The following is a 22,587-nucleotide window of genomic DNA, read 5'->3' as shown; positions in this document are numbered from 1 at the left end:
GCTTCGCGATTCGCGAAGGTGGTCGTACCGTTGGCGCCGGCGTGGTTGCCAAGATCATCGAATAATCCTTCGATGTGGAAAGGGGCCCCTTCGGGGGCCTTTTTCTATTGCTGATCATTTATTGACACCCTATGGACGCATCCGTACAATTGCGCCTCCTTTTACCGGGCGTATTGCGCGTGGTAGGGATGGCTAATTGGAGTCTGAGGTCAAAATGCAAAACCAACAAATCCGTATTCGGTTGAAGGCTTTTGACCATCGCCTGATCGATCAATCAACCCAGGAAATCGTGGAAACCGCGAAACGTACTGGTGCTCAGGTGCGTGGTCCGATTCCACTGCCAACTCGCAAAGAGCGGTTCACGGTACTGGTTTCTCCGCACGTCAACAAAGACGCGCGCGACCAGTATGAAATCCGTACCCATAAGCGCGTGCTGGACATTGTTCAGCCGACCGACAAAACCGTCGATGCGCTGATGAAGCTCGATCTTGCGGCTGGCGTGGAAGTGCAGATCAGCCTCGGCTAAAACCTCGAGTTTTAGTCGTGTAACGCTCTGAAATGGGCGGCCATAGCGGGTGAAAGCCCCGTACACTCAAGAGGTTACAACATGACTATTGGTGTAGTCGGTCGTAAATGCGGCATGACCCGCGTTTTCACCGAGGATGGTGTCTCTATTCCGGTTACGGTCATCGAGATCGAACCGAATCGTGTCACTCAATTCAAGAATGAAGAAAGCGATGGCTATCGCGCTGTACAGGTCACTGTCGGCGAGCGTCGTGCGTCCCGTGTAACCAAGGCTCAAGCCGGTCACTTCGCCAAGGCGAATGTCGCTGCCGGTCGCGGCGTCTGGGAGTTCCGCCTCGAAGGCGAGGAGTTCCAGGTTGGTGACCAGATCAATACCGAGATTTTTCAGGCTGGACAGCTGGTGGACGTCACCGGTCAGTCCAAGGGTAAAGGCTTTGCCGGTACCATCAAGCGCTGGAACTTCCGCGGTCAGGACAATACTCACGGTAACTCCGTATCCCACCGCGTCCCGGGTTCGATTGGCCAGTGCCAGACTCCAGGTCGTGTTTTCAAGGGCAAGAAGATGTCCGGGCACATGGGCGCCGAGCGCGTAACCGTGCAGTCCCTGGAAATCGTGCGCGTCGATGCCGAGCGTAATCTGCTGTTGGTCAAGGGCGCAGTGCCCGGCGCCACTGGTGGTGACGTGATCGTGCGTCCGGCCACCAAGGCTCGCGGGTAAGGGGGAGTTCACATGCAATTGAATGTTAATGGCGCACAAGCCATAGAAGTCTCCGAACGTACCTTTGGTGGTGAGTTCAACGAGACGCTGGTGCACCAGGCAGTCGTCGCCTACATGGCTGGCGGTCGTCAGGGCAGCAAGCAGCAGAAGACTCGCGCCGATGTGGCTGGTGGCGGCAAGCGTCCGTGGCGCCAGAAAGGCACCGGTCGCGCACGTGCCGGTACCACTCGTGGTCCGATCTGGCGTGGCGGTGGCGTAACCTTCGCCGCTCGTCCGCAGAATCACGAGCAGAAGCTCAACAAGAAGATGTATCGCGCTGCGCTGCGTTCCATCCTCTCCGAGCTCGTTCGTTCCGAGCGTCTGGTCGTGGTCGAAGATTTCGCCGTCGACAGCCCCAAGACCAAGCTGCTTGCCAACAAGCTGGCCGGCATGGGCCTGAATGACGTGCTGATCGTTTCCGATGCTGTCGATCAGAACCTTTATCTGGCGGCTCGTAATCTGCCGCACGTCGATGTACGTGACGTTCAAGGTTCCGATCCTGTCAGCCTGATCGCCTATGACAAGGTGGTGATCACCGTGTCGGCTGTGAAGAAATTCGAGGAGCTGCTGGGATGAACCAGGAACGCGTATTCAAAGTCCTGCTTGGCCCGCACGTCTCCGAGAAGGCAACCATGCTGGCCGACAGCAAGAGCCAGTTCGTTTTCAAGGTTGCGACCGACGCAACCAAGCTGGAAATCAAGAAGGCCGTCGAAAGCCTGTTCAACGTGAAGGTCGCCAAGGTCAGCACCCTGAATGTTCAGGGCAAGACCAAGCGCACCGCTCGCGGCCTGGGCAAGCGCAACGACTGGAAGAAAGCGTACATCGCGCTTCAGCCGGGCCAGGATATCGATTTCTCCGGCAGTGCTGAGTAAGGAAGGGGTGCATCATGGCAATCGTTAAATGCAAACCGACTTCCGCGGGCCGCCGCTTTGTGGTCAAGGTGGTCAGCCAGGAGCTGCACAAGGGCGCTCCCTATGCTCCGCTGCTCGAGAAGAAGTCGAAAACAGGTGGCCGTAACAACAACGGTCGCATCACCACTCGCCACATTGGCGGTGGTCACAAGCAGCATTACCGTCTGGTCGATTTTCGCCGCAACAAGGATGGCATTCCTGCCATCGTCGAGCGTATCGAATACGACCCGAACCGTACTGCGCACATCGCGCTGCTGAAGTATGCCGACGGTGAGCGTCGCTACATCATCGCGCCGAAGGGCGTGAGCGCTGGTGATCAGCTGCTGTCTGGCGTCAATGCGCCGATCAAGGCCGGTAACAGTCTGCCGCTGCGTAACATCCCGCTGGGTTCCACCATTCATGGTGTCGAACTGAAGCCGGGCAAGGGGGCTCAGATCGCTCGTTCCGCTGGTGCTTCGGCGCAGCTGGTCGCGCGTGAGGGTGCCTATGTGACGCTGCGTCTTCGCTCCGGTGAAACGCGCAAGGTGCTGGCTGAGTGCCGTGCCACCCTGGGCGAAGTCTCGAACTCCGAGCACAGCCTGCGTTCGCTGGGTAAAGCCGGTGCCAAGCGCTGGAAGGGCATCCGTCCGACCGTTCGCGGCGTGGCGATGAACCCGGTCGATCACCCCCATGGTGGTGGTGAAGGTCGTACCTCTGGTGGTCGTCATCCGGTGTCGCCGTGGGGCTTCCCGACTAAGGGCGCGAAGACTCGCTCGAACAAGCGCACCGACAACATGATCGTCCGTCGCCGCAAGTAACTAGAGGGATACGACAGTGCCACGTTCTCTGAAAAAAGGTCCTTTTATCGATCTTCACCTACTGAAGAAGGTCGAGGTGGCAGCGGAAAAGAATGATCGCAAGCCGGTGAAAACCTGGTCGCGTCGTTCGATGATTCTGCCGCAAATGGTCGGTCTGACCATCGCTGTGCATAACGGTCGCCAGCACGTCCCCGTTCTCGTGAGCGAAGACATGGTCGGTCATAAACTCGGCGAGTTCGCTGGTACCCGCACCTATCGCGGGCACGTAGCGGACAAGAAAGGCAAGCGCTAAGGGGTAAGGAATGATGGAAGTAGCCGCTAAGTTGTCGGGCGCTCGCATCTCCGCCCAGAAAGCCCGCCTGGTCGCCGACCAGATTCGCGGGAAGAAGGTGGGCGAAGCGCTCAACCTGCTGGCTTTCAGCAATAAGAAAGCCGCCGAGATCATGAAGAAAGTGCTGGAGTCGGCCGTGGCCAACGCCGAGCACAACGAAGGCGCTGATGTGGACGACCTGAAGGTTTCCACCGTCTTCGTCAACGAGGGGCGTTCGCTTAAGCGCATCATGCCGCGTGCCAAAGGCCGCGCTGATCGCATCGTCAAGCGGTCTTGCCATATCACTGTCAAGGTTGCGGACAAGTAACGGAGTCGATCTGATGGGTCAGAAAGTACATCCCACTGGCATTCGCCTGGGAATCGTCAAGGAGCACACTTCCGTCTGGTACGCAGACGGTCGTACGTACGCCGATTATCTGCTTGCAGATCTGAACGTGCGTGAGTACCTCCAAGACAAATTAAAAAGCGCGTCCGTTAGCCGTATCGATATCCATCGTCCGGCTCAAACCGCACGCATCACCATCCACACCGCTCGTCCCGGCATCGTGATCGGCAAGAAGGGTGAGGATGTCGAGAAGCTGCGTCAGGACCTGACCAAGCAAATGGGTGTGCCTGTGCACATCAACATCGAAGAAATCCGCAAGCCGGAACTCGATGCAATGCTGGTAGCACAGAACGTAGCTCAGCAGCTGGAGCGTCGCGTGATGTTCCGTCGCGCCATGAAGCGCGCCGTACAGAACGCCATGCGCATTGGTGCCAAGGGCATCAAGATCCAGGTGAGCGGGCGTCTGGGTGGGGCTGAAATTGCCCGTACCGAATGGTATCGCGAAGGTCGTGTGCCGCTGCACACCCTGCGTGCCGATATCGATTACAACACCTACGAAGCGCACACCACCTACGGTGTGATCGGCGTCAAGGTCTGGATCTTCAAAGGCGAAGTGATTGGTGGTCGCCATGAAGAGCTCAAGCCGCAAGCGCCTGCGCCTCGTAAAAAAGCTGCCAAGTAAGGAGTACGCCAAATGTTGCAACCCAAGCGTACAAAATTCCGCAAGCAGATGACCGGTCACAACCGTGGCCTGGCTCAGCGCGGTAGCAAGGTCAGCTTCGGCGAGTTCGCTCTGAAGTCTGTTTCCCGTGGTCGTCTGACGGCCCGCCAGATCGAGTCCGCACGTCGTGCGCTGACTCGCCACGTGAAGCGTGGCGGCAAGATCTGGATCCGCGTATTCCCCGACAAGCCTGTCACCAAGAAGCCTCTGGAAGTCCGGATGGGTAAAGGTAAGGGTAACGTCGAGTACTGGGTAGCCCAGATTCAACCGGGCAAGGTGCTCTACGAGATCGAGGGTGTTTCCGAAGAGCTGGCGCGTGAGGCTTTCGCCCTGGCTGCTGCAAAGCTGCCGCTCGCCACCTCCTTTGTTAAGCGGACGGTGATGTGATGAAAGCGAATGAGCTTCGTGAAAAATCCGCTCAGCAGCTGAACGAGCAATTGCTCGAGCTGCTGCGCGACCAGTTCAATCTGCGTATGCAGAAAGCGACTGGCCAGTTGGGGCAGTCTCACCTGCTCTCGCAAGTCAAGCGCGACATCGCTCGTGTAAAGACTGTGCTCAACCAGCAGGCAGGTAAGTGATCATGGCTGAAGTTGAAAAGACTGTCCGCACGCTGACTGGCCGCGTCGTCAGCGACAAAATGGACAAAACCATCACCGTACTGATCGAGCGTCGCGTCAAGCACCCGATCTACGGTAAGTACGTGAAGCGTTCGACCAAGCTGCACGCCCACGACGAAACCAACCAGTGCCGTATCGGCGACAAGGTCACCATCCGCGAGACTCGTCCGTTGGCGAAGACCAAGTGCTGGATGCTGGTTGATGTCGTTGAACGTGCCGTCGAAGTCTAAGGGCTAGGGGTCGGAGAAATTATATGATTCAGACTCAATCCATGCTCGATGTGGCGGATAACAGCGGCGCGCGCCGCGTTATGTGCATCAAGGTGCTCGGCGGTTCCCACCGCCGTTACGCCGGCATCGGCGACATCATCAAGGTTACCGTCAAGGAAGCGATTCCGCGTGGCAAGGTCAAGAAAGGCCAGGTGATGACTGCCGTTGTAGTCCGCACCCGTCACGGTGTTCGTCGTCCGGACGGCTCCATCATTCGCTTCGATGGCAACGCTGCTGTTCTGTTGAACAACAAGCAGGAGCCTATCGGTACTCGTATTTTCGGGCCAGTGACGCGTGAGCTTCGTAACGAGAAGTTCATGAAAATCGTCTCGCTCGCGCCTGAAGTGCTCTAAGGAGTAGCCGCATGCAAAAGATTCGTCGCAACGACGAGATCATCGTCATCGCCGGCAAGGACAAGGGCAAGCGCGGTAAGGTGCTTCGGGTTCTCGCTGACAACCGCGTGGTTGTCGGTGGCATCAACCTGGTCAAGCGTCATACCAAGCCGAACCCGATGTCTGGCGTTCAGGGCGGTATCGTCGAGAAAGAGGCGCCTCTGCACGTCTCTAACGTCGCTATCTTCAACGGCGAAACCAACAAGGCTGACCGCGTTGGTTTCAAGGTTGAGGACGGCAAGAAAATTCGTGTCTTCAAGTCGACCCAAAAGCCGGTTGAAGCTTGAGACTGCTAGGTAGATAACCATGGCACGACTAAAAGAAGTTTATCGGAAGCAGATCGCGCCCAAGCTGAAGGAAGAACTTCAGCTTGGTAACGTGATGGAAATTCCGCGCATCACCAAGATCACCCTCAACATGGGTCTCGGCGAAGCCATCGGTGACAAGAAGATCATCGATAACGCAGTTGCCGATCTGGAAAAGATCACCGGTCAGAAGGTCGTAGTGACCCATGCCCGCAAGTCCATCGCTGGCTTCAAGGTCCGCGAAGGATGGCCGATCGGCGTCAAGGTGACGCTGCGTGGCGATCGCATGTACGAGTTCCTGGATCGTCTGCTGTCCATCTCCCTGCCTCGGGTTCGCGACTTCCGCGGCCTGAATGCCAAGTCCTTCGATGGGCGTGGCAACTACAGCATGGGCGTGAAGGAGCAGATCATCTTCCCGGAGATCGATTACGACAAGATCGACGCGCTGCGTGGTCTGGACATCACCTTGACCACTACCGCCCGGACGGATGACGAAGGTCGCGCGCTGCTGCGTGCCTTCAACTTCCCGTTCCGCAACTGATTGGAGCAGGCACATGGCTAAGAAAAGCATGAAGAACCGCGAGCTGAAGCGTCAGCAGACGGTTGCCAAGTACGCTGCGAAGCGTGAGGCGCTGAAGGCTGTTATCGCCAACCCGAACTCCACGCCGGAAGAGCGCTGGGAAGCCCAGGTTTCCCTGCAGAAGCAGCCTCGTGACGCCAGCGCTTCGCGCCTGCGTAACCGCTGCCGTCTGACTGGTCGTCCGCATGGTGTGTATCGCAAGTTCGGTCTTGCACGCAACATGCTGCGCCAGGCCGCCATGCGTGGTGACGTACCGGGTCTGGTCAAGGCCAGCTGGTAAGTCTCTGGTTGCGGCACATGCGGCCGCAACTGACAGTCTGCGAATCAAGCCCCGTAAGGGGCTTGATTCGTTCTGGGTCTGTCTCTAGAATGTCCGGCTCGCCCGAGCCTCGCATTTTGATGTGCGCGTCGAAACAGTGGCGACGCAAGCCGTAAAAGGCTTATTTATTCGTATTAGGAGCCAAGAGCCCATGAGTATGCAGGACCCGTTAGCGGACATGCTAACTCGTATCCGTAATGCCCAGATGGCCGAAAAGTCCGTCGTAAGCATGCCGTCTTCCACTCTGAAGGTGGCAGTAGCCAACGTTCTTCAAGGTGAAGGCTATATCGCGGGATACAACGTCAGTGGCGATGCCAAGCCGCAGCTGTCCATCGAGCTGAAGTATTTCGAAGGCCGTCCGGTCATCGAAGAGCTGAAGCGCGTAAGCCGTCCTGGCCTTCGCCAGTACAAATCCGTCGATCAGTTGCCGAAAGTACGCGGCGGTCTGGGTGTTTCGATCGTGTCCACCAACAAGGGTGTGATGACTGATCGTGCGGCCCGCGCTGCTGGTGTCGGCGGCGAAGTGCTCTGCACTGTGTTCTAAGGGGGGATAAGCATGTCTCGCGTTGCTAAGAACCCCGTCAAGCTGCCCGCTGGCGTCGAAATCAAGATGACCGGCCAGCAGCTTTCGGTGAAGGGCGCAAAGGGCGCTCTGGAACTGAACGTTCATCCGTCCGTTGAAATCATTCAGGATTCTGGCGAGCTGCGTTTCGCTGGCCGTAATGGTGATCAGCAGACTCGCGCCATGGCCGGTACCACTCGCGCGCTGGTGAACAACATGGTGATCGGTGTCAGCCAGGGCTTCGAGCGCAAGCTCCAGCTGGTTGGTGTCGGTTACAAGGCGCAAGCCAAAGGTCAAGTGCTGTCTCTGGCTCTCGGCTTCTCGCACCCGGTGGACTATGAACTGCCTCAGGGCGTTACCGCTGAAACACCCAGCCAGACCGATATCCTGATCAAGGGTATCGACAAGCAGGTGGTTGGTCAGGTGGCTGCTGAAATTCGCGACTTCCGTCGTCCCGAGCCTTACAAGGGCAAGGGTGTACGTTACGCGGACGAAGTAGTCCGTCGTAAAGAAGCTAAGAAGAAGTAGGGCATAGCAAATGAGCGTAAAGAAAGAAACTCGTCTGCGTCGCGCTCGCAAGGCACGCCTGAAGATGCGCGAGCTGGAAACCGTACGCCTTTGTGTGTACCGCTCTTCCCAGCACATCTACGCCCAGGTCCTTTCGGCCGACGGCGGCAAGGTCCTGGCCAGCGCCTCGACTCTGGACAAAGAATTGCGCGACGCCGCCACCGGCAACGTCGACGCTGCCAAGAAGGTTGGTCAGTTGGTCGCTGAGCGTGCGAAAGCCGCCGGCATCTCTCAGGTTGCATTCGACCGTTCTGGCTTCAAGTACCACGGTCGTGTCAAGGCACTGGCTGATGCTGCTCGTGAAGGCGGGCTGGAGTTCTAAGTTATGGCAAATAACGAGCAAAAGCGCGACGAAGGCTACATTGAGAAGCTGGTTCAAGTTAACCGCGTCGCCAAGACTGTAAAAGGTGGTCGGATCTTCACCTTCACCGCACTGACCGTAGTGGGTGATGGCAAGGGTCGTGTAGGTTTCGGTCGTGGCAAGTCCCGCGAAGTGCCAGCGGCCATCCAGAAGGCCATGGAAGCGGCTCGCCGCAACATGATCCAGGTCGACCTGAACGGCACTACCCTGCAGTACGCCACGAAGGCCGCCCACGGTGCTTCGAAGGTATACATGCAGCCGGCCTCGGAAGGTACCGGTGTCATCGCCGGTGGTGCCATGCGCGCCATCCTCGAAGTCGCTGGTGTGCAGAACGTTCTGGCCAAGTGCTACGGCTCTACCAACCCGGTCAACGTGGTTCACGCTACGTTCAAGGGTCTGAAAGCCATGCAGTCGCCCGAGTCGATCGCTGCCAAGCGTGGCAAGAGCGTTGAGGAGATTTGCTGATCATGGCTAACGCAACCGTCAAGGTTACGCTGATCAAAAGCGTCAGCGGCCGTATTCCCAATCACAAGCTGTGCGTCAAGGGCCTGGGCCTGCGTCGCATTGGTCACACTGTCGAAGTTCAGGACACCCCTGAAAATCGCGGCATGATCAACAAGGCTTACTACATGCTCCGTGTGGAGGGCTAAGCCATGCAACTGAACGATCTACGTTCTGCGCCGGGCGCCCGTCGCGAAAAGCTGCGTCTGGGCCGTGGTATCGGTAGCGGTCTCGGCAAGACTGGTGGCCGCGGTCACAAGGGTCAGACTTCCCGCTCCGGCGGCAAGATCGCGCCCGGATTCGAGGGCGGCCAACAGCCCTTGCATCGTCGTCTGCCGAAGTTCGGCTTCGTCTCGCTGAAAGCCATGGATCGCGCAGAAGTGCGTACCTCCGAGCTGGCCAAGGTTGAAGGCGATGTCGTGACTCTGCAGAGCCTCAAAGACGCCAATATCATCAACCAGAACGTTCAGCGTGTGAAAGTCATGCTGTCCGGTGAGGTTGGTCGTGCGGTGACTCTCCAGGGTATCGCCGCCACCAAGGGTGCGCGTGCGGCTATCGAAGCGGCTGGCGGCAAGTTCGAGGAATAAATGGCTAAGCAAGGTGCTCTCTCCGCGCTGAGTAATGGTGGGCTGTCCGAGCTCTGGGCTCGTCTGCGTTTTCTGCTCATGGCGATCGTCGTCTATCGCATTGGCGCTCACATCCCGGTGCCGGGGATCAACCCCGACAGGTTGGCCGAGCTGTTCCGTCAGAACGAAGGGACCATCCTTAGCCTGTTCAACATGTTCTCCGGCGGTGCGCTGGAGCGGATGAGCATCTTCGCGCTGGGGATCATGCCGTACATCTCGGCATCGATCATCATGCAGCTCATGACCGCGGTCAGCCCACAGTTGGAGCAGTTGAAGAAAGAAGGCGAGGCAGGCCGTCGCAAGATCAGTCAGTACACCCGCTATGGCACCCTGGTGCTGGCCATCGTTCAGGCGATCGGCATGTCGGTTGGCCTGGCCGGGCAGGGCGTGGCGTTCAGCAACGATTTCGGCTTCTACTTCGTGGCTATCACCACCTTCGTGGCTGGTGCGATGTTCATGATGTGGCTGGGCGAGCAGATCACCGAGCGAGGTGTCGGCAACGGTATCTCGATGCTGATCTTCGCGGGGATCGTTGCGGGCTTGCCGGGTGCGCTGGGGCAGTCCTTCGAGTCTGCGCGGCAGGGTGATATCAATATCATCGCGCTGCTCGCCGTGGGGCTGGTTGCTGTTGCCATCATCGGCTTCGTGGTGTTCATCGAGCGTGGTCAGCGGCGGATCGCCGTTCACTATGCCAAGCGTCAGCAGGGCCGCAAGGTTTTCGCTGCGCAGACGAGCCACCTGCCGCTGAAGGTGAACATGGCGGGCGTCATCCCTGCGATCTTCGCCAGCAGTATTCTGCTGTTCCCGGCTTCCTTGGGGCAGTGGTTCGGACAGTCCGAGAGCATGAGCTGGCTGGCGGATATCTCCCAGTCGATCGCTCCTGGTCAGCCGTTGAACATCCTGTTGTTCAGCGCCGGTATCATCTTCTTCTGCTTCTTCTACACGGCATTGATGTTCAATCCGAAAGACGTTGCGGAAAATCTGAAGAAGTCCGGTGCGTTTATCCCTGGAATCCGGCCTGGTGAGCAGTCGGCGCGCTATATCGATGGCGTACTGACCCGCTTGACCATTTTCGGTGCCCTGTACATGACGGCCGTGTGCCTGCTGCCCCAGTTCCTGGTGGTGGCTGCGAACGTGCCGTTCTACCTTGGCGGGACATCGTTGCTGATCGTGGTCGTGGTTGTGATGGACTTCATGTCGCAAGTGCAGTCGCACCTCATGTCTCACCAGTACGATTCCCTGATGAAAAAAGCCAACCTGAAGGGCTATGGCAGCGGCATGCTCCGCTGATTGGTTCGTAAGGTTCTAGGAGTTGGTCATGAAAGTTCGTGCATCGGTAAAGAAGCTTTGCCGTAACTGCAAGATCGTTCGTCGCGAAGGCGTCGTTCGTGTGATCTGCAGCGCGGAACCGCGTCACAAACAGCGCCAAGGCTGAGTGTGAACAAAGCGTGACGCCCGGCAGCTAGTGCGCTGCCGGGTTGATTATTTGTTACTACAGCGTTAGTATCTCGCGCCCTTTTCTTGGCTTCCGGGGCGTTGGGTAGCTGTCAATTGGAGTTTCACTGAATGGCCCGTATTGCAGGCGTTAACATTCCGGATAACAAGCACACTGTTATCTCGCTGACCTACATCTATGGTGTCGGTCGCACTCGTGCGCAGACCATCTGCGCCGCTACCGGTGTGAATCCGGCAGCAAAAATCAAGGATCTCTCCGACGAGCAGGTCGAACTGCTGCGCGGCGAAGTGGCCAAGTTCATCGTTGAAGGTGATCTGCGCCGCGAAGTCAACATGAAGATCAAGCGCTTGATGGACCTGGGTTGCTACCGCGGCCTGCGTCATCGTCGTGGTCTGCCGGTGCGCGGTCAGCGTACCAAGACCAACGCTCGCACCCGCAAGGGCCCGCGCAAGCCGATCCGCAAGTAATCGCGTAGGAATTTAAGTAATGGCAAAACCTGCTGCTCGTCCTCGTAAAAAAGTCAAAAAGACAGTGGTTGATGGCATCGCCCACATCCATGCGTCTTTCAACAACACCATCATCACGATCACCGATCGTCAGGGCAATGCTCTGTCCTGGGCTACTTCCGGTGGCTCGGGCTTCCGCGGTTCGCGTAAGAGCACTCCGTTCGCTGCCCAGGTAGCGGCCGAGCGTGCCGGTCAGGCTGCTCTGGAATACGGTCTGAAGAACCTCGACGTCAACGTCAAGGGCCCGGGCCCAGGTCGTGAATCCGCCGTTCGTGCCCTGAACGGATGTGGTTATAAAATCGCCAGCATCACCGACGTGACGCCGATCCCGCACAACGGGTGCCGTCCGCCGAAGAAGCGCCGCGTGTAATCAGGAGACAGTGAAGAATGGCTCGTTATATTGGTCCCAAGTGCAAACTGTCTCGTCGTGAAGGCACCGATCTCTTCCTGAAGAGTGGTGCGCGCGCGCTCGAATCCAAGTGCAACATCGAAACTCCGCCAGGCGTTCACGGCCAGCGTCGCGGTCGCCTGTCCGACTACGGCACCCAGCTGCGTGAAAAGCAGAAAGTACGCCGTATCTATGGCGTGCTCGAACGCCAGTTCAGCGGTTACTACAAGGAAGCGGCCAGCCGTAAGGGCGCTACCGGCGAGAACCTGCTGCAGCTGCTCGAATGCCGTCTCGACAACGTCGTGTATCGCATGGGCTTCGGTTCCACTCGTGCGGAATCCCGTCAGCTGGTTTCCCACAAGTCGATCACCGTCAACGGTCAGACCGTGAACATCCCGTCCTACCAGGTCAAAGCTGGTGATGTGGTTGCCGTTCGCGAGAAGTGCCGTAACCAGCTGCGTATCGCCCAAGCCCTCGAACTGTGCGCACAGCGCGGTCGCGTTGAGTGGGTCGAAGTAGATACCGACAAGAAATCCGGCGTTTTCAAAAGTGTTCCGGCTCGCAGTGATCTGTCGGCCGACATCAACGAAAACCTGATTGTCGAGCTCTACTCCAAGTAAGGGCTAGAAAATAGGTGTATCCATGCAGAGTTCGGTAAATGAGTTCCTGACCCCCCGCCATATCGATGTGCAGGTGGTCAGTCCGACCCGTGCCAAGATCACGCTCGAGCCTCTCGAGCGTGGTTTCGGCCACACCCTGGGCAACGCGCTGCGTCGCATTCTGTTGTCCTCCATGCCTGGCTGCGCCGTGGCCGAGGCTGAGATCGACGGCGTGCTCCACGAGTACAGCGCCATCGAGGGCGTGCAGGAAGATGTCATCGAAATCCTGCTCAACCTCAAAGGTATCGCCATCAAGCTGCACGGCCGTGATGAAGTGACCTTGAGCCTGGTGAAGAAGGGCGCGGGCCCTGTTACCGCTGCCGATATCCAGCTGGATCACGATGTCGAAATCGTCAATGGCGATCACCTGATCGCCAACCTGGCGGCCAATGGCTCGATCAACATGAAGCTCAAGGTCGCTCGCGGCCGTGGTTACGAGCCGGCTGATGCGCGTCAGAGCGATGAGGATGAAAGCCGCAGTATCGGCCGTCTTCAGCTCGACGCCACTTTCAGCCCGGTACGTCGCGTGGCTTATGTGGTCGAGAACGCTCGTGTCGAACAGCGCACCAACCTGGACAAGCTGGTTATCGATCTCGAAACCAACGGCACCCTGGATCCCGAAGAGGCGATCCGTCGCGCCGCGACTATCCTCCAACAGCAACTGGCTGCATTCGTCGACCTCAAGGGCGACAGCGAGCCGGTAGTGGTCGAGCAGGAAGACGAGATCGATCCGATTCTGCTGCGTCCGGTGGATGACCTGGAACTGACCGTTCGTTCGGCTAACTGCCTCAAGGCAGAGAACATCTACTACATCGGTGATCTGATCCAGCGCACCGAAGTGGAACTGTTGAAGACGCCGAACCTGGGCAAGAAGTCTCTGACCGAAATCAAAGACGTTCTGGCCTCGCGTGGTCTGTCCCTCGGCATGCGCCTCGATAACTGGCCGCCGGCAAGTCTCAAGAAGGACGATAAGGCCACGGCCTGATCGTCCCTAGTCACCGAACTGATCGTTTGGTAAGGAATTTCAATCATGCGTCATCGTAAAAGTGGCCGTCACCTGAGCCGCACCAGCGCACACCGCAAGGCCATGTTCCAGAACATGGCGGTGTCGCTGTTCGAGCACGAACTGATCAAGACCACCCTGCCCAAGGCCAAGGAACTGCGTCGCGTCGCCGAGCCGCTGATCACCCTGGCCAAGGAAGACAGCGTCGCCAACCGTCGCCTGGCTTTCGACCGTACTCGTTCGAAGGCTATCGTCGGCAAGCTGTTCAGCGATCTGGGTCCGCGTTACGCCACCCGTCAGGGCGGCTACCTGCGTATCCTCAAGTGCGGCTTCCGTGCTGGGGACAACGCCCCCATGGCTTACGTCGAACTGGTTGACCGTCCGGTTACTGGTGAAGTGGAAGCAGCCGAATAAGCCTCGGCTTTTCGGAAAAAGAACCGAGCCTTCAGGCTCGGTTTTTTTATATCCATATTTTCTATCGACTGTGTTGACTCAACGCATTGGTCTCGCTTCGCTCGGCTTCCTATGATGGCACCCATACCGCCGGTAACCCCGGTTTCGCTGTAATGATGGATGCCATCCAAGGAGCTAAACATGACTGACAAGCCCAGGTTGACGACCGTTGCCGGTGCGCCGGTAGCTGAAAACCAGAATTCCCTGACTGCCGGCCCGCGTGGCCCGATGTTGCTGCAGGACGTGTGGTTCCTGGAAAAGCTGGCGCATTTCGACCGCGAAGTGATTCCCGAACGCCGCATGCATGCCAAAGGCTCCGGAGCCTTTGGCGAGTTCGTGGTCACTCACGACATCACCCGCTATACCAAGGCCGCGATCTTTTCCGAGGTTGGCAAGAAGACTCCCATGTTCGCGCGCTTCTCCACTGTGGCCGGCGAGCGTGGTGCAGCGGATGCCGAGCGCGACATCCGCGGCTATGCTCTGAAGTTCTACACCGAGCAGGGCAACTGGGACATGGTCGGCAACAACACGCCGGTGTTCTTCTTCCGCGACCCGCTGAAATTCCCCGACCTGAACCACGCGGTCAAGCGCGATCCGCGCACCAACATGCGCAGCGCCAACAACAACTGGGACTTCTGGACCGGCCTGCCCGAGGCCTTGCACCAGATCACCTACGTGATGGGCGACCGGGGCATTCCGGCCTCGTACCGGCACATGCATGGCTTCGGCTCGCACACCTACAGCTTCATCAGCGCCGACAATCAGCGCTACTGGGTCAAGTTCCACTTCAAGACCCAGCAGGGCATCAAGAACCTGACCGACGCGGAAGCGGCAGCCATCGTCGCCAATGACCGCGAGAGCTCGCAGCGAGACCTGTTCGAGGCCATTGAGCGTGGTGATTTCCCACGCTGGACCATGTATGTGCAGGTGATGCCGGAAGCCGAGGCGGCGAGCTATCGCTTCCACCCGTTTGACCTGACCAAGGTCTGGTCGAAGAAGGATTACCCGCTGATCGAAGTGGGTTACTACGAGCTCAATCGCAACGCCGACAACTACTTCCAGGACGTCGAGCAGGCCGCGTTCACGCCCGCCAATGTGGTGCCGGGCATCAGCTTCTCGCCGGATCGCATGTTGCAAGGCCGTCTGTTCTCCTACGGTGACGCGCAGCGCTACCGTCTGGGCGTCAACCACCACCAGATCCCGGTGAATGCGCCACGCTGTCCAATGCACAGTTACCACCGTGACGGTGCCATGCGGGTCGACGGTAACCACGGCGGCCGGCTGCACTACCAGCCGAACACCTACGGTGAGTGGCAGGAGCAGCCTGATTTCAGCGAGCCGCCGCTGGCGCTCGAAGGGGCAGCTGCCCGTTACGATTTCCGTGCGGACGATGCGGATTACTTCACCCAGCCGGGCGATCTGTTCCGCTTGATGAAGGCCGATGAGCAACAGCGCCTGTTCGGCAACACGGCGCGGGCGATGGGCGATGCGGCGCGGCATATCAAGCTGCGGCACATCAGGCACTGCTACCTGGCCGACCCCGCCTATGGTGCCGGTGTCGCGGCAGCGCTCGATCTGCCGGTCGAGGAGGCGCTGGCCTGATCGCTGGTCCCGAGGCAAAAAAAACCGCAGCGCTGCTGCGGTTTTTTGTTTTCGGAATGCCGCGAAAGCTTACTTCGTCGCTTGCCCCCGGTCGCGCTCCAGCAGCGGCTTGAGGAAGTGACCGGTATGCGACTGCGGCATCTCGGCCACCTCTTCTGGCGTGCCCGTGGCGATGATCTGGCCGCCCTTGGAGCCGCCTTCCGGCCCCAGGTCGACCAGCCAGTCGGCGGTCTTGATCACATCCAGATTGTGCTCGATGACCACCACCGTGTTGCCGTGGTCGCGTAGCCGGTGCAGCACGTCCAGCAGCTGCTGGATATCGGCGAAGTGCAGGCCGGTGGTGGGTTCGTCGAGGATGTACAGCGTCTTGCCGGTATCCCGCTTGGACAGCTCGCGGGACAGCTTGACCCGTTGCGCCTCGCCGCCCGACAGCGTGGTCGCGCTCTGCCCGAGCTTGATATAGGACAGGCCTACATCCATCAGCGTCTGCAGCTTGCGCGCCACCGCCGGTACCGGATCGAAGAACTCACGGGCCTCCTCGATGGTCATGTCGAGCACCTCGGTGATGCTCTTGCCCTTGTACTTCACTTCCAGGGTTTCGCGGTTGTAGCGCTTGCCCTTGCACACGTCGCAGGGCACGTAGATGTCCGGCAGGAAGTGCATCTCCACCTTGATCACGCCATCGCCCTGGCAGGCTTCGCAGCGCCCCCCCTTGACGTTGAAGGAGAAGCGTCCCGGACCGTAGCCGCGTGAGCGGGCTTCCGGGACGCCGGCGAAGAGCTCGCGAATCGGCGTGAACAGGCCGGTGTAGGTCGCCGGGTTCGAGCGCGGCGTGCGGCCGATCGGACTCTGGTCGATGTCCACCACCTTGTCGAGGTGCTGCAAGCCGTCGAAGGAATCGTGCGCGGCCACCTCGAGCGTCGTGGCGCCATTGAGCGCGGTCGCCGTGATCGGGAACAGGGTGTTGTTGATCAGCGTCGACTTGCCCGAGCCCGACACCCCGGTGATGCAGGTCAGCAGGCCCACGGGGATTTCCAGGTCGACGTTGCGCAGGTTGTTGCCGCGCGCGCCCTTGAGCTTCAGCAGTTTGCCGGCATCGCGCGGGGTGCGCTTGGCCGGATAGCGGATCTTCACCCGTCCGGACAGATAGCCGCCGGTGAGGGAGGCGGGGTTGGCCATGACTTCGTCCGGCGTGCCCTCGGCGACGATCTGGCCGCCATGCACGCCGGCGCCGGGGCCGATGTCGAGCACGTAGTCGGCCAGGCGGATGGCATCTTCATCGTGCTCGACGACGATCACCGTGTTGCCGATGTCGCGCAGGTGGCGCAGGGTGCCGAGCAGGCGCTCGTTGTCGCGCTGGTGCAGGCCGATCGAAGGTTCGTCGAGGATGTACATGACGCCCACCAGCCCGGCGCCGATCTGGCTGGCCAGGCGAATACGCTGCGCTTCGCCGCCGGAGAGGGTATCGGCGCTACGGTCCAGGGTCAGGTAGTCGAGGCCGACGTTGACCAGGAATTGCAGGCGCTCGCCGATTTCCTTGAGAATCTTGTCGGCGATCTCGCCGCGTCGGCCGCTCAGCGTCAGGCCGCCGAAATATTCGGCCGCATCCCCGATCGGCAGTGTGGTGACGGCCGGCAGCGTCTTGTCTCCGACCCACACGTGGCGTGCCTCGCGGCGCAAGCGCGTGCCGCGACATTCCGGGCAGGGCTGGGTGCTGAGGTACTTGGCCAGTTCTTCGCGGACGCTGTTGGATTCCGTTTCGCGATAGCGGCGTTCGAGATTGGGGATGATCCCTTCGAACGGATGCGAGCGCTTGACGATGTCGCCACGGTCGTTGAGATAGCGGAAGTCGACGCTTTCCTTGCCACTGCCGCGCAGGATGCATTGCTGATGCTTCTCGGGCAGTGAGTCGAAAGGCTCGTCGAGGCTGAAGCCGTAATGCGAGGCCAGCGAGCCGAGCATCTGGAAGTAGTAGACATTGCGCCTGTCCCAGCCGCGGATCGCGCCCTCGGCCAGGGTCAGTTCGCCGTTGACCAGGCGTTTGGCGTCAAAGAACTGTTTGGCGCCCAGGCCGTCGCAGGTTGGGCAGGCGCCGGCCGGGTTGTTGAACGAGAACAGCTTGGGTTCCAACTCGCTGATCGAGTGGCCGCAGATCGGGCAGGCGAAGCGCGCCGAAAAGATCATCTCCTCGGCGTCGTCGTCATCTTCCATCGGCGCGACCAGGGCGATGCCATCGGCCAGCTTGAGGGCGGTCTCGAAGGATTCGGCCAGGCGCTGCTGCAGATCGCCGCGGACCTTGAAACGGTCCACCACGACATCGATGGAATGCTTCTTCTGCTTGTCCAGTTTCGGCAGCTCGTCGAGCTCGTAGAGCTTGCCGTTGACCCGCGCGCGGACGAAGCCCTGGGCGCGCAGTTCATCGAACACCGCCAGGTGCTCGCCCTTGCGCTCGCGGATCACCGGGGCCAGCAGCATCAGCTTGCTGCCTTCGGGCAGGGCCAGTACCTGGTCGACCATCTGGCTGACGGTCTGCGCCTCCAGCGGCGCATCGTGATCGGGGCAGCGCGGCGTGCCGACCCGCGCGTAGAGCAGGCGCAGGTAGTCGTAGATCTCGGTAATGGTGCCCACGGTGGAGCGCGGGTTGTGCGAGGTGGACTTCTGTTCGATGGAGATCGCCGGTGACAGGCCTTCGATGGTGTCGACGTCGGGCTTTTCCATCATCGACAGGAACTGCCGGGCATAGGCCGACAGCGATTCCACGTAGCGGCGCTGGCCTTCGGCATAGAGGGTGTCGAAGGCCAGCGAGGACTTGCCTGAGCCGGACAGGCCGGTGATCACGATCAGCTTGTCGCGTGGCAGGGTCAGGTCGATGTTCTTCAGGTTGTGGGTACGAGCTCCACGAATCAGAATCTTGTCCAAAGCAGCCTCGCGTGGCGGGCGGAGAAACCGGCAAGTATACGGTAAAGGGGCAAGAGCCGATAAAAGCGCTGATGGCTGGCCGAGAGGCTTTTCGTTCAGCCTTCAACCTCCAGCGCTTCTATCGAAACGACGCTGTGGCATCTACGCGCCTGTGCCGCCAATGCCTTGGCTGCTAGAATCGCCGCCGGTTCATTCAAGCGAGACCCCCAGATGCAGGACCCATACAGCGAGCGCATGAGCGCCAGCGAAACCCGTGCGGCTTCCGGGCTGGCCCTGGTCTTCGCGTTTCGCATGCTCGGCATGTTCATGGTGTTGCCGGTGCTGGCGACCTATGGAATGGATCTGCAGGGGGCGACGCCGGCGCTGATCGGCCTTGCCATCGGCGCCTATGGTTTGACCCAGGCGCTGCTGCAAATTCCCTTCGGCATTCTTTCCGATCGCATCGGCCGTCTGCCGATCATCTATTTCGGCTTGCTGATCTTCGCCGCCGGGGCGGTGCTGGCGGCCATGTCCGACAGTATCTGGGGGGTGATCGCCGGCCGCATACTGCAGGGCGCAGGGGCGATTTCCGCGGCGGTGATGGCGCTGCTCTCCGACCTGACCCGCGAGCAGCACCGCACCAAGGCCATGGCGATGATCGGCATGAGCATCGGTTTGTCGTTCGCCGTCGCCATGGTGATCGGTCCGCTGGTGGCCAGGGCGTTCGGCTTGTCCGCACTGTTCTGGCTGACGGCGGCGCTGGCGCTGCTGGGGGGCGTCATCGTCGCCACCCTGCCGCGCGCGCAGCGCCATCTGCAGCATCGTGAATCGGGCGTGGCGAGCCAGGCGCTGGGGGCGACCCTGCGTCATCCCGACCTGCTGCGCCTGGATATCAGCATCTTTGCGCTGCATGCCATCCTCATGGCGAGTTTCGTCGCGCTGCCGCTGGCGCTGGTGGAAGAGGCGGCGCTGCCCAAGGACGAGCACTGGTGGGTCTATCTGACAGCCCTGCTGGTCGGCTTCCTGGGCATGGTGCCGTTCATCATCTATGGCGAGAAGAAGCGCCAGATGCGCCGCGTGTTGCTCGGCGCGGTTGGCGTACTGTTGCTGTGCGAGCTGTTCTTCTGGCAGTTCGGGCACGGCCTCTGGGCGCTGGTGGTCGGCATGGTGATCTTCTTCACTGCCTTCAATCTGCTGGAGGCCTCGCTACCATCGCTGATCAGCAAGGTCGCGCCGGCCGGCGGCAAGGGGACGGCGATGGGGGTGTATTCCACCAGCCAGTTCCTGGGGGCAGGGCTGGGCGGCATTCTCGGTGGCTGGCTCTATCAGCTGGGTGGGCTTGAAGTCGTGTTCGCCGGCTGTGCCGGGCTTGGCGCCTTGTGGTTGCTGATCGTCTGGAGCATGCGTGAGCCGCCCTACGTCACCAGCCTGCGGTTGCCACTGTCGGAATCGGCGCTGTCCAATCCCGAGCTGACGTCCCAGCTACTGGCGGTGTCAGGCGTTTCGGATGCGATCGTGCTGGCGGAAGAGGGCGCCGCCTATGTCAAGGTGGATACGCAGCAGCTCGACAGGGCGGCGCTCGATCGGCTCGTGGCCTGAGCGATACTGTCCGCGACGTGCCTGGCAAAAAAACGACTCCGGCCGGTCTCTTGCGGTTACCTGCTGTTGTCGGCATGGCTGGCTGAGGTAAGATTCGCGGTCATTGGCTTTTTTCCTGCCGCGCGGGATTCTTCATTGAGCCAGCCTAATTCATGTTTCAGATAAGGAGTTACCCATGGCCAGAGGGGTGAATAAAGTCATCTTGATCGGCAATGTCGGCGGCGACCCGGAAACCCGCTACATGCCCAATGGCAATGCGGTGACCAACATCACGCTGGCGACCACCGACAGCTGGAAGGACAAGCAGACCGGTCAGCTGCAGGAGCGCACCGAGTGGCACCGCGTGGTGCTGTTCGGCAAGGTCGCCGAGATTGCCGGCGAGTACCTGCGCAAGGGCTCGCAGTGCTACATCGAAGGACGCCTGCAGACCCGCGAGTGGGAGAAGGACGGCGTCAAGCGCTACACCACCGAGATCGTGGTGGATATGAACGGCAGCATGCAGCTGCTCGGCAGCCGCGGCGGCAGCTCCGATGAGCCGCGCCAGCCGCGTCCGCAGCGCGAGCCGCAGCAGGCCGCACGCCCGGCACCGTCCCAGCCGAAGCCTGCTCAGCAGCCTGCTCCGGACTACGACAGCTTCGACGACGATATTCCTTTCTGAGTCCGGTTGAATGCGAATGCGCCTGATGCTGTTGGGCGGTGGTAATGCCCTGGGTCAGGCGCTGATCCGCCTCGGCGGCGAGGAAGAGATCACTTTCCTTGCCCCCCCTTCGCCCGAACAGGGCTGGGATGCTCCAAGCCTGACCAAACTGCTCGACGACAACCGCCCGGATGTCGTGATCAACCTTGCCTATTACGTCGACTGGTTCCAGGCGGGTCATGTCGAGGAGTCAGTGCTCAATGGCCAGGAGCGTGCCGTCGAACGCCTGGCCGAACTCTGTCAGCATCATCAGTTCGTCCTGTTGCAGCCTTCGAGCTATCGCGTATTCGATGGTGCGCGTACCACGGCATACAACGAAAAGGATGAGGTCGCGCCGCTGGATGCGCGCAGCCGGGCGCTGTGCCGGATCGAGCAGAGCGTGCGTGCGCTGTGCCCCAGGCATGTGCTGTTGCGGTTCGGCTGGCTGCTCGATGACAGCCCGGACGGCTTGCTCGGACGCTTTCTGCTACGTCTCGAACAGCACGAAGAATTCTTTCTGGCCGACGATCGGCGCGGCAATCCCACTCCGGTAGAGGATGCGGCGCGGGTGATTCTCGCCGTGCTCAAGCAGCTCGATTGCGGCGCGCCGCTTTGGGGCACCTACCATTACGGCGGTCACGAGGCTTCGACGCCGCTGGTCGTGGGCCAGGCGGTTTACGCCGAGGCGACTCATTACCGGCAGTTCACCCTCGAAGGCGTTTCCGCGATTGCACACGCCGACTGCCCCGATGCGGCGGACGAGCCGCAACATGGCGTGCTGGCCTGCAAGAAAATCTTCAATACCTTCGGCATCAAGCCGCGCGCCTGGCGCGCCGGTCTGCCGGACCTGCTGGATCGTTATTACCGCCATGACTGACTCACCGATTCTGGTTACCGGTGGCGCCGGCTTCATCGGCTCCAATCTGGTCGACGCCCTTATCGCACGTGGCTACACGGTGCGGGTGCTGGATAATTTCTCCACGGGCAAGCGCAGCAACCTGCCAGTCAGCGATCGCCTCGAGCTGATCGAGGGTGACGTCGCCGATGCGCAAACCGTGCATCGTGCGGTCGAGGGGTGTGCGGCGGTGGTGCACCTGGCCGCGGTGGCGTCCGTGCAGGCGTCGGTGGAAGATCCGGTCGGTACGCACCAGAGCAATCTGGTCGGCACGCTGAATCTCTGCGAGGCCATGCGCCAGAATGGTGTGCGGCGGGTGGTCTTCGCCTCCAGCGCGGCGATTTACGGCAATAACGGCGAAGGGCAATCCATCGACGAGAACACGCCGAAGGCACCGCTGACGCCCTACGCCGCGGACAAACTGGCCAGCGAGCATTACCTCGATTTCTATCGGAGCCAGCACGGGCTGGAGCCGGTGGTGTTCCGCTTCTTCAATATCTACGGGCCGCGCCAGGATCCGTCTTCCCCCTATTCGGGTGTGATCAGCATCTTCACCGAGCGTGCGCAGAAAGGACTCCCCATCGCCGTGTTCGGCGATGGCGAGCAGACCCGCGATTTCCTTTATGTCGGCGATCTGGTCGAGCTGCTGGTGCAGGCGCTGGAGGTTGCCACGGTCGAAGAAGGGGCGATCAACGTCGGGCTCAATCGCGCCACCTCGTTGAATGGATTGCTGGCGGCCATCGGGGATGTATTGGGTGGGCTACCGCCCGTCAGCTACCAGGCGGCGCGTAGCGGTGACATTCGCCATTCGCGGGCGAACAATGCACGGTTGTTGCAGCGTTTCCGTTTGCCGGAACCGGCGACCGATATGCGCGACGGACTGGCTAAGTTGCTCGGTCGTTAGTCCCCTTGCCCGCCAATAGGTGGATGCCAGTGGCAGACGTGGAAAACGCTTCGCGGTTTTCCACCCTACGAAAGGCGCGAGG

35 protein-coding genes are annotated in these 22,587 nt (G+C 60.2%); 34 read left to right on the top strand and 1 reads right to left on the bottom strand.

Annotated features, from left to right (window positions below):
* The 30 genes from EA795_RS07270 to EA795_RS07125 all read left to right on the top strand — a co-directional run.
* The coding region (locus EA795_RS07270) for a hypothetical protein (protein ID WP_016393389.1) at nt 1–65 on the top strand (65 nt) is incomplete at its 5' end.
* A 149-nt stretch (nt 66–214) separates the two neighbouring features.
* The gene (gene rpsJ / locus EA795_RS07265; protein WP_003186070.1) at nt 215–526 is read left to right on the top strand and encodes a 30S ribosomal protein S10; all 312 of its coding nucleotides are present in this window, start codon (nt 215–217) and stop codon (nt 524–526) included.
* Between the two features lie 81 nt (nt 527–607).
* Nucleotides 608–1,243, top strand: a complete 636-nt coding sequence (rplC, locus tag EA795_RS07260) for a 50S ribosomal protein L3 (RefSeq protein ID WP_014854229.1) — start codon at nt 608–610, stop codon at nt 1,241–1,243.
* Between the two features lie 12 nt (nt 1,244–1,255).
* Nucleotides 1,256–1,858 (top strand): 50S ribosomal protein L4, encoded by a 603-nt coding sequence (rplD, locus tag EA795_RS07255; protein ID WP_014854228.1) that lies wholly within the window; start codon nt 1,256–1,258, stop codon nt 1,856–1,858.
* Entirely contained in the window at nt 1,855–2,154 is a 300-nt protein-coding gene (gene rplW / locus EA795_RS07250; protein WP_014854227.1) for a 50S ribosomal protein L23, read from the top strand. Before rplD ends, rplW begins: the two co-directional genes overlap by 4 nt.
* Nucleotides 2,155–2,168: 14 nt before the next feature.
* Complete coding sequence (gene rplB / locus EA795_RS07245) at nt 2,169–2,990, top strand: 50S ribosomal protein L2 (RefSeq protein ID WP_065983036.1); 822 nt, start codon at nt 2,169–2,171, stop codon at nt 2,988–2,990.
* A gap of 16 nt (nt 2,991–3,006) precedes the next feature.
* Nucleotides 3,007–3,282, top strand: coding sequence for a 30S ribosomal protein S19 (gene rpsS, locus EA795_RS07240; protein WP_065983037.1), 276 nt, complete (start codon nt 3,007–3,009; stop codon nt 3,280–3,282).
* A gap of 13 nt (nt 3,283–3,295) precedes the next feature.
* On the top strand, nt 3,296–3,628 hold the full coding sequence (rplV, locus tag EA795_RS07235; protein WP_014854224.1) for a 50S ribosomal protein L22: 333 nt from the start codon (nt 3,296–3,298) through the stop codon (nt 3,626–3,628).
* 13 nt (nt 3,629–3,641) lie between these two features.
* Entirely contained in the window at nt 3,642–4,328 is a 687-nt protein-coding gene (rpsC, locus tag EA795_RS07230; RefSeq protein ID WP_014854223.1) for a 30S ribosomal protein S3, read from the top strand.
* Nucleotides 4,329–4,340: 12 nt separating this feature from the next.
* Nucleotides 4,341–4,754, top strand: coding sequence for a 50S ribosomal protein L16 (rplP, locus tag EA795_RS07225; RefSeq protein WP_014854222.1), 414 nt, complete (start codon nt 4,341–4,343; stop codon nt 4,752–4,754).
* Nucleotides 4,754–4,945, top strand: a complete 192-nt coding sequence (gene rpmC, locus EA795_RS07220; protein ID WP_003289209.1) for a 50S ribosomal protein L29 — start codon at nt 4,754–4,756, stop codon at nt 4,943–4,945. Before rplP ends, rpmC begins: the two co-directional genes overlap by 1 nt.
* A gap of 2 nt (nt 4,946–4,947) precedes the next feature.
* The gene (rpsQ, locus tag EA795_RS07215) at nt 4,948–5,214 is read left to right on the top strand and encodes a 30S ribosomal protein S17 (protein WP_014854221.1); all 267 of its coding nucleotides are present in this window, start codon (nt 4,948–4,950) and stop codon (nt 5,212–5,214) included.
* Nucleotides 5,215–5,237: 23 nt separating this feature from the next.
* On the top strand, nt 5,238–5,606 hold the full coding sequence (gene rplN / locus EA795_RS07210) for a 50S ribosomal protein L14 (RefSeq protein WP_014854220.1): 369 nt from the start codon (nt 5,238–5,240) through the stop codon (nt 5,604–5,606).
* An 11-nt stretch (nt 5,607–5,617) separates the two neighbouring features.
* Complete coding sequence (rplX, locus tag EA795_RS07205; RefSeq protein WP_014854219.1) at nt 5,618–5,932, top strand: 50S ribosomal protein L24; 315 nt, start codon at nt 5,618–5,620, stop codon at nt 5,930–5,932.
* Between the two features lie 19 nt (nt 5,933–5,951).
* Nucleotides 5,952–6,491 carry a 50S ribosomal protein L5 gene (rplE, locus tag EA795_RS07200; protein WP_014854218.1) on the top strand — a complete coding sequence of 180 codons (540 nt, stop codon included), beginning with the start codon at nt 5,952–5,954 and terminating at the stop codon, nt 6,489–6,491.
* A gap of 13 nt (nt 6,492–6,504) precedes the next feature.
* Nucleotides 6,505–6,810 (top strand): 30S ribosomal protein S14, encoded by a 306-nt coding sequence (gene rpsN / locus EA795_RS07195; protein ID WP_014854217.1) that lies wholly within the window; start codon nt 6,505–6,507, stop codon nt 6,808–6,810.
* 190 nt (nt 6,811–7,000) lie between these two features.
* Nucleotides 7,001–7,393, top strand: a complete 393-nt coding sequence (gene rpsH / locus EA795_RS07190; protein WP_014854216.1) for a 30S ribosomal protein S8 — start codon at nt 7,001–7,003, stop codon at nt 7,391–7,393.
* A gap of 12 nt (nt 7,394–7,405) precedes the next feature.
* Complete coding sequence (rplF, locus tag EA795_RS07185) at nt 7,406–7,939, top strand: 50S ribosomal protein L6 (protein WP_058074455.1); 534 nt, start codon at nt 7,406–7,408, stop codon at nt 7,937–7,939.
* 10 nt (nt 7,940–7,949) lie between these two features.
* Complete coding sequence (gene rplR, locus EA795_RS07180) at nt 7,950–8,300, top strand: 50S ribosomal protein L18 (RefSeq protein WP_014854214.1); 351 nt, start codon at nt 7,950–7,952, stop codon at nt 8,298–8,300.
* 3 nt (nt 8,301–8,303) lie between these two features.
* Complete coding sequence (gene rpsE / locus EA795_RS07175; RefSeq protein WP_014854213.1) at nt 8,304–8,804, top strand: 30S ribosomal protein S5; 501 nt, start codon at nt 8,304–8,306, stop codon at nt 8,802–8,804.
* A gap of 2 nt (nt 8,805–8,806) precedes the next feature.
* Nucleotides 8,807–8,989, top strand: coding sequence for a 50S ribosomal protein L30 (rpmD, locus tag EA795_RS07170; protein WP_014854212.1), 183 nt, complete (start codon nt 8,807–8,809; stop codon nt 8,987–8,989).
* A 3-nt stretch (nt 8,990–8,992) separates the two neighbouring features.
* Nucleotides 8,993–9,427 carry a 50S ribosomal protein L15 gene (gene rplO / locus EA795_RS07165; RefSeq protein WP_014854211.1) on the top strand — a complete coding sequence of 145 codons (435 nt, stop codon included), beginning with the start codon at nt 8,993–8,995 and terminating at the stop codon, nt 9,425–9,427.
* Complete coding sequence (secY, locus tag EA795_RS07160) at nt 9,428–10,756, top strand: preprotein translocase subunit SecY (protein WP_014854210.1); 1,329 nt, start codon at nt 9,428–9,430, stop codon at nt 10,754–10,756. It begins immediately after the preceding gene.
* 28 nt (nt 10,757–10,784) lie between these two features.
* Entirely contained in the window at nt 10,785–10,901 is a 117-nt protein-coding gene (rpmJ, locus tag EA795_RS07155; RefSeq protein WP_014854209.1) for a 50S ribosomal protein L36, read from the top strand.
* 131 nt (nt 10,902–11,032) lie between these two features.
* On the top strand, nt 11,033–11,389 hold the full coding sequence (rpsM, locus tag EA795_RS07150; RefSeq protein ID WP_014854208.1) for a 30S ribosomal protein S13: 357 nt from the start codon (nt 11,033–11,035) through the stop codon (nt 11,387–11,389).
* A 19-nt stretch (nt 11,390–11,408) separates the two neighbouring features.
* Nucleotides 11,409–11,798 carry a 30S ribosomal protein S11 gene (gene rpsK / locus EA795_RS07145; RefSeq protein WP_014854207.1) on the top strand — a complete coding sequence of 130 codons (390 nt, stop codon included), beginning with the start codon at nt 11,409–11,411 and terminating at the stop codon, nt 11,796–11,798.
* 17 nt (nt 11,799–11,815) lie between these two features.
* On the top strand, nt 11,816–12,436 hold the full coding sequence (rpsD, locus tag EA795_RS07140) for a 30S ribosomal protein S4 (RefSeq protein ID WP_065983038.1): 621 nt from the start codon (nt 11,816–11,818) through the stop codon (nt 12,434–12,436).
* 22 nt (nt 12,437–12,458) lie between these two features.
* On the top strand, nt 12,459–13,460 hold the full coding sequence (locus EA795_RS07135) for a DNA-directed RNA polymerase subunit alpha (protein ID WP_122076353.1): 1,002 nt from the start codon (nt 12,459–12,461) through the stop codon (nt 13,458–13,460).
* A gap of 45 nt (nt 13,461–13,505) precedes the next feature.
* Nucleotides 13,506–13,892, top strand: coding sequence for a 50S ribosomal protein L17 (gene rplQ / locus EA795_RS07130; protein ID WP_014854204.1), 387 nt, complete (start codon nt 13,506–13,508; stop codon nt 13,890–13,892).
* 180 nt (nt 13,893–14,072) lie between these two features.
* Nucleotides 14,073–15,533, top strand: coding sequence for a catalase (locus EA795_RS07125; RefSeq protein ID WP_122076351.1), 1,461 nt, complete (start codon nt 14,073–14,075; stop codon nt 15,531–15,533).
* A gap of 69 nt (nt 15,534–15,602) precedes the next feature.
* On the opposite strand, the gene uvrA is transcribed toward EA795_RS07125, so the two are convergent.
* The gene (uvrA, locus tag EA795_RS07120; RefSeq protein ID WP_122076349.1) at nt 15,603–18,452 is read right to left on the bottom strand and encodes an excinuclease ABC subunit UvrA; all 2,850 of its coding nucleotides are present in this window, start codon (nt 18,450–18,452) and stop codon (nt 15,603–15,605) included.
* Between the two features lie 210 nt (nt 18,453–18,662).
* Here uvrA and EA795_RS07115 point away from each other — a divergent pair, with 210 nt between their 5' ends.
* The 4 genes from EA795_RS07115 (at nt 18,663) to EA795_RS07100 (ending at nt 22,505) form a co-directional block, all read left to right on the top strand.
* A complete protein-coding gene (locus EA795_RS07115; protein ID WP_122076347.1) occupies nt 18,663–20,030 on the top strand; it encodes an MFS transporter in 1,368 nt (455 codons plus the stop codon).
* Between the two features lie 175 nt (nt 20,031–20,205).
* The gene (locus EA795_RS07110; protein ID WP_014854200.1) at nt 20,206–20,688 is read left to right on the top strand and encodes a single-stranded DNA-binding protein; all 483 of its coding nucleotides are present in this window, start codon (nt 20,206–20,208) and stop codon (nt 20,686–20,688) included.
* Nucleotides 20,689–20,698: 10 nt separating this feature from the next.
* Nucleotides 20,699–21,583 carry a sugar nucleotide-binding protein gene (locus EA795_RS07105; RefSeq protein ID WP_014854199.1) on the top strand — a complete coding sequence of 295 codons (885 nt, stop codon included), beginning with the start codon at nt 20,699–20,701 and terminating at the stop codon, nt 21,581–21,583.
* Nucleotides 21,576–22,505 (top strand): NAD-dependent epimerase/dehydratase family protein, encoded by a 930-nt coding sequence (locus EA795_RS07100; protein WP_014854198.1) that lies wholly within the window; start codon nt 21,576–21,578, stop codon nt 22,503–22,505. Before EA795_RS07105 ends, EA795_RS07100 begins: the two co-directional genes overlap by 8 nt.
* Nucleotides 22,506–22,587: the final 82 nt, after the last annotated feature.

It is taken from the genome of Stutzerimonas nitrititolerans, assembly GCF_003696285.1.
GTDB lineage: Bacteria > Pseudomonadota > Gammaproteobacteria > Pseudomonadales > Pseudomonadaceae > Stutzerimonas > Stutzerimonas nitrititolerans.
The sequence above is the reverse complement of the archived record's forward strand: the minus strand, read 5'-3'. Positions and strand labels throughout refer to the sequence as shown.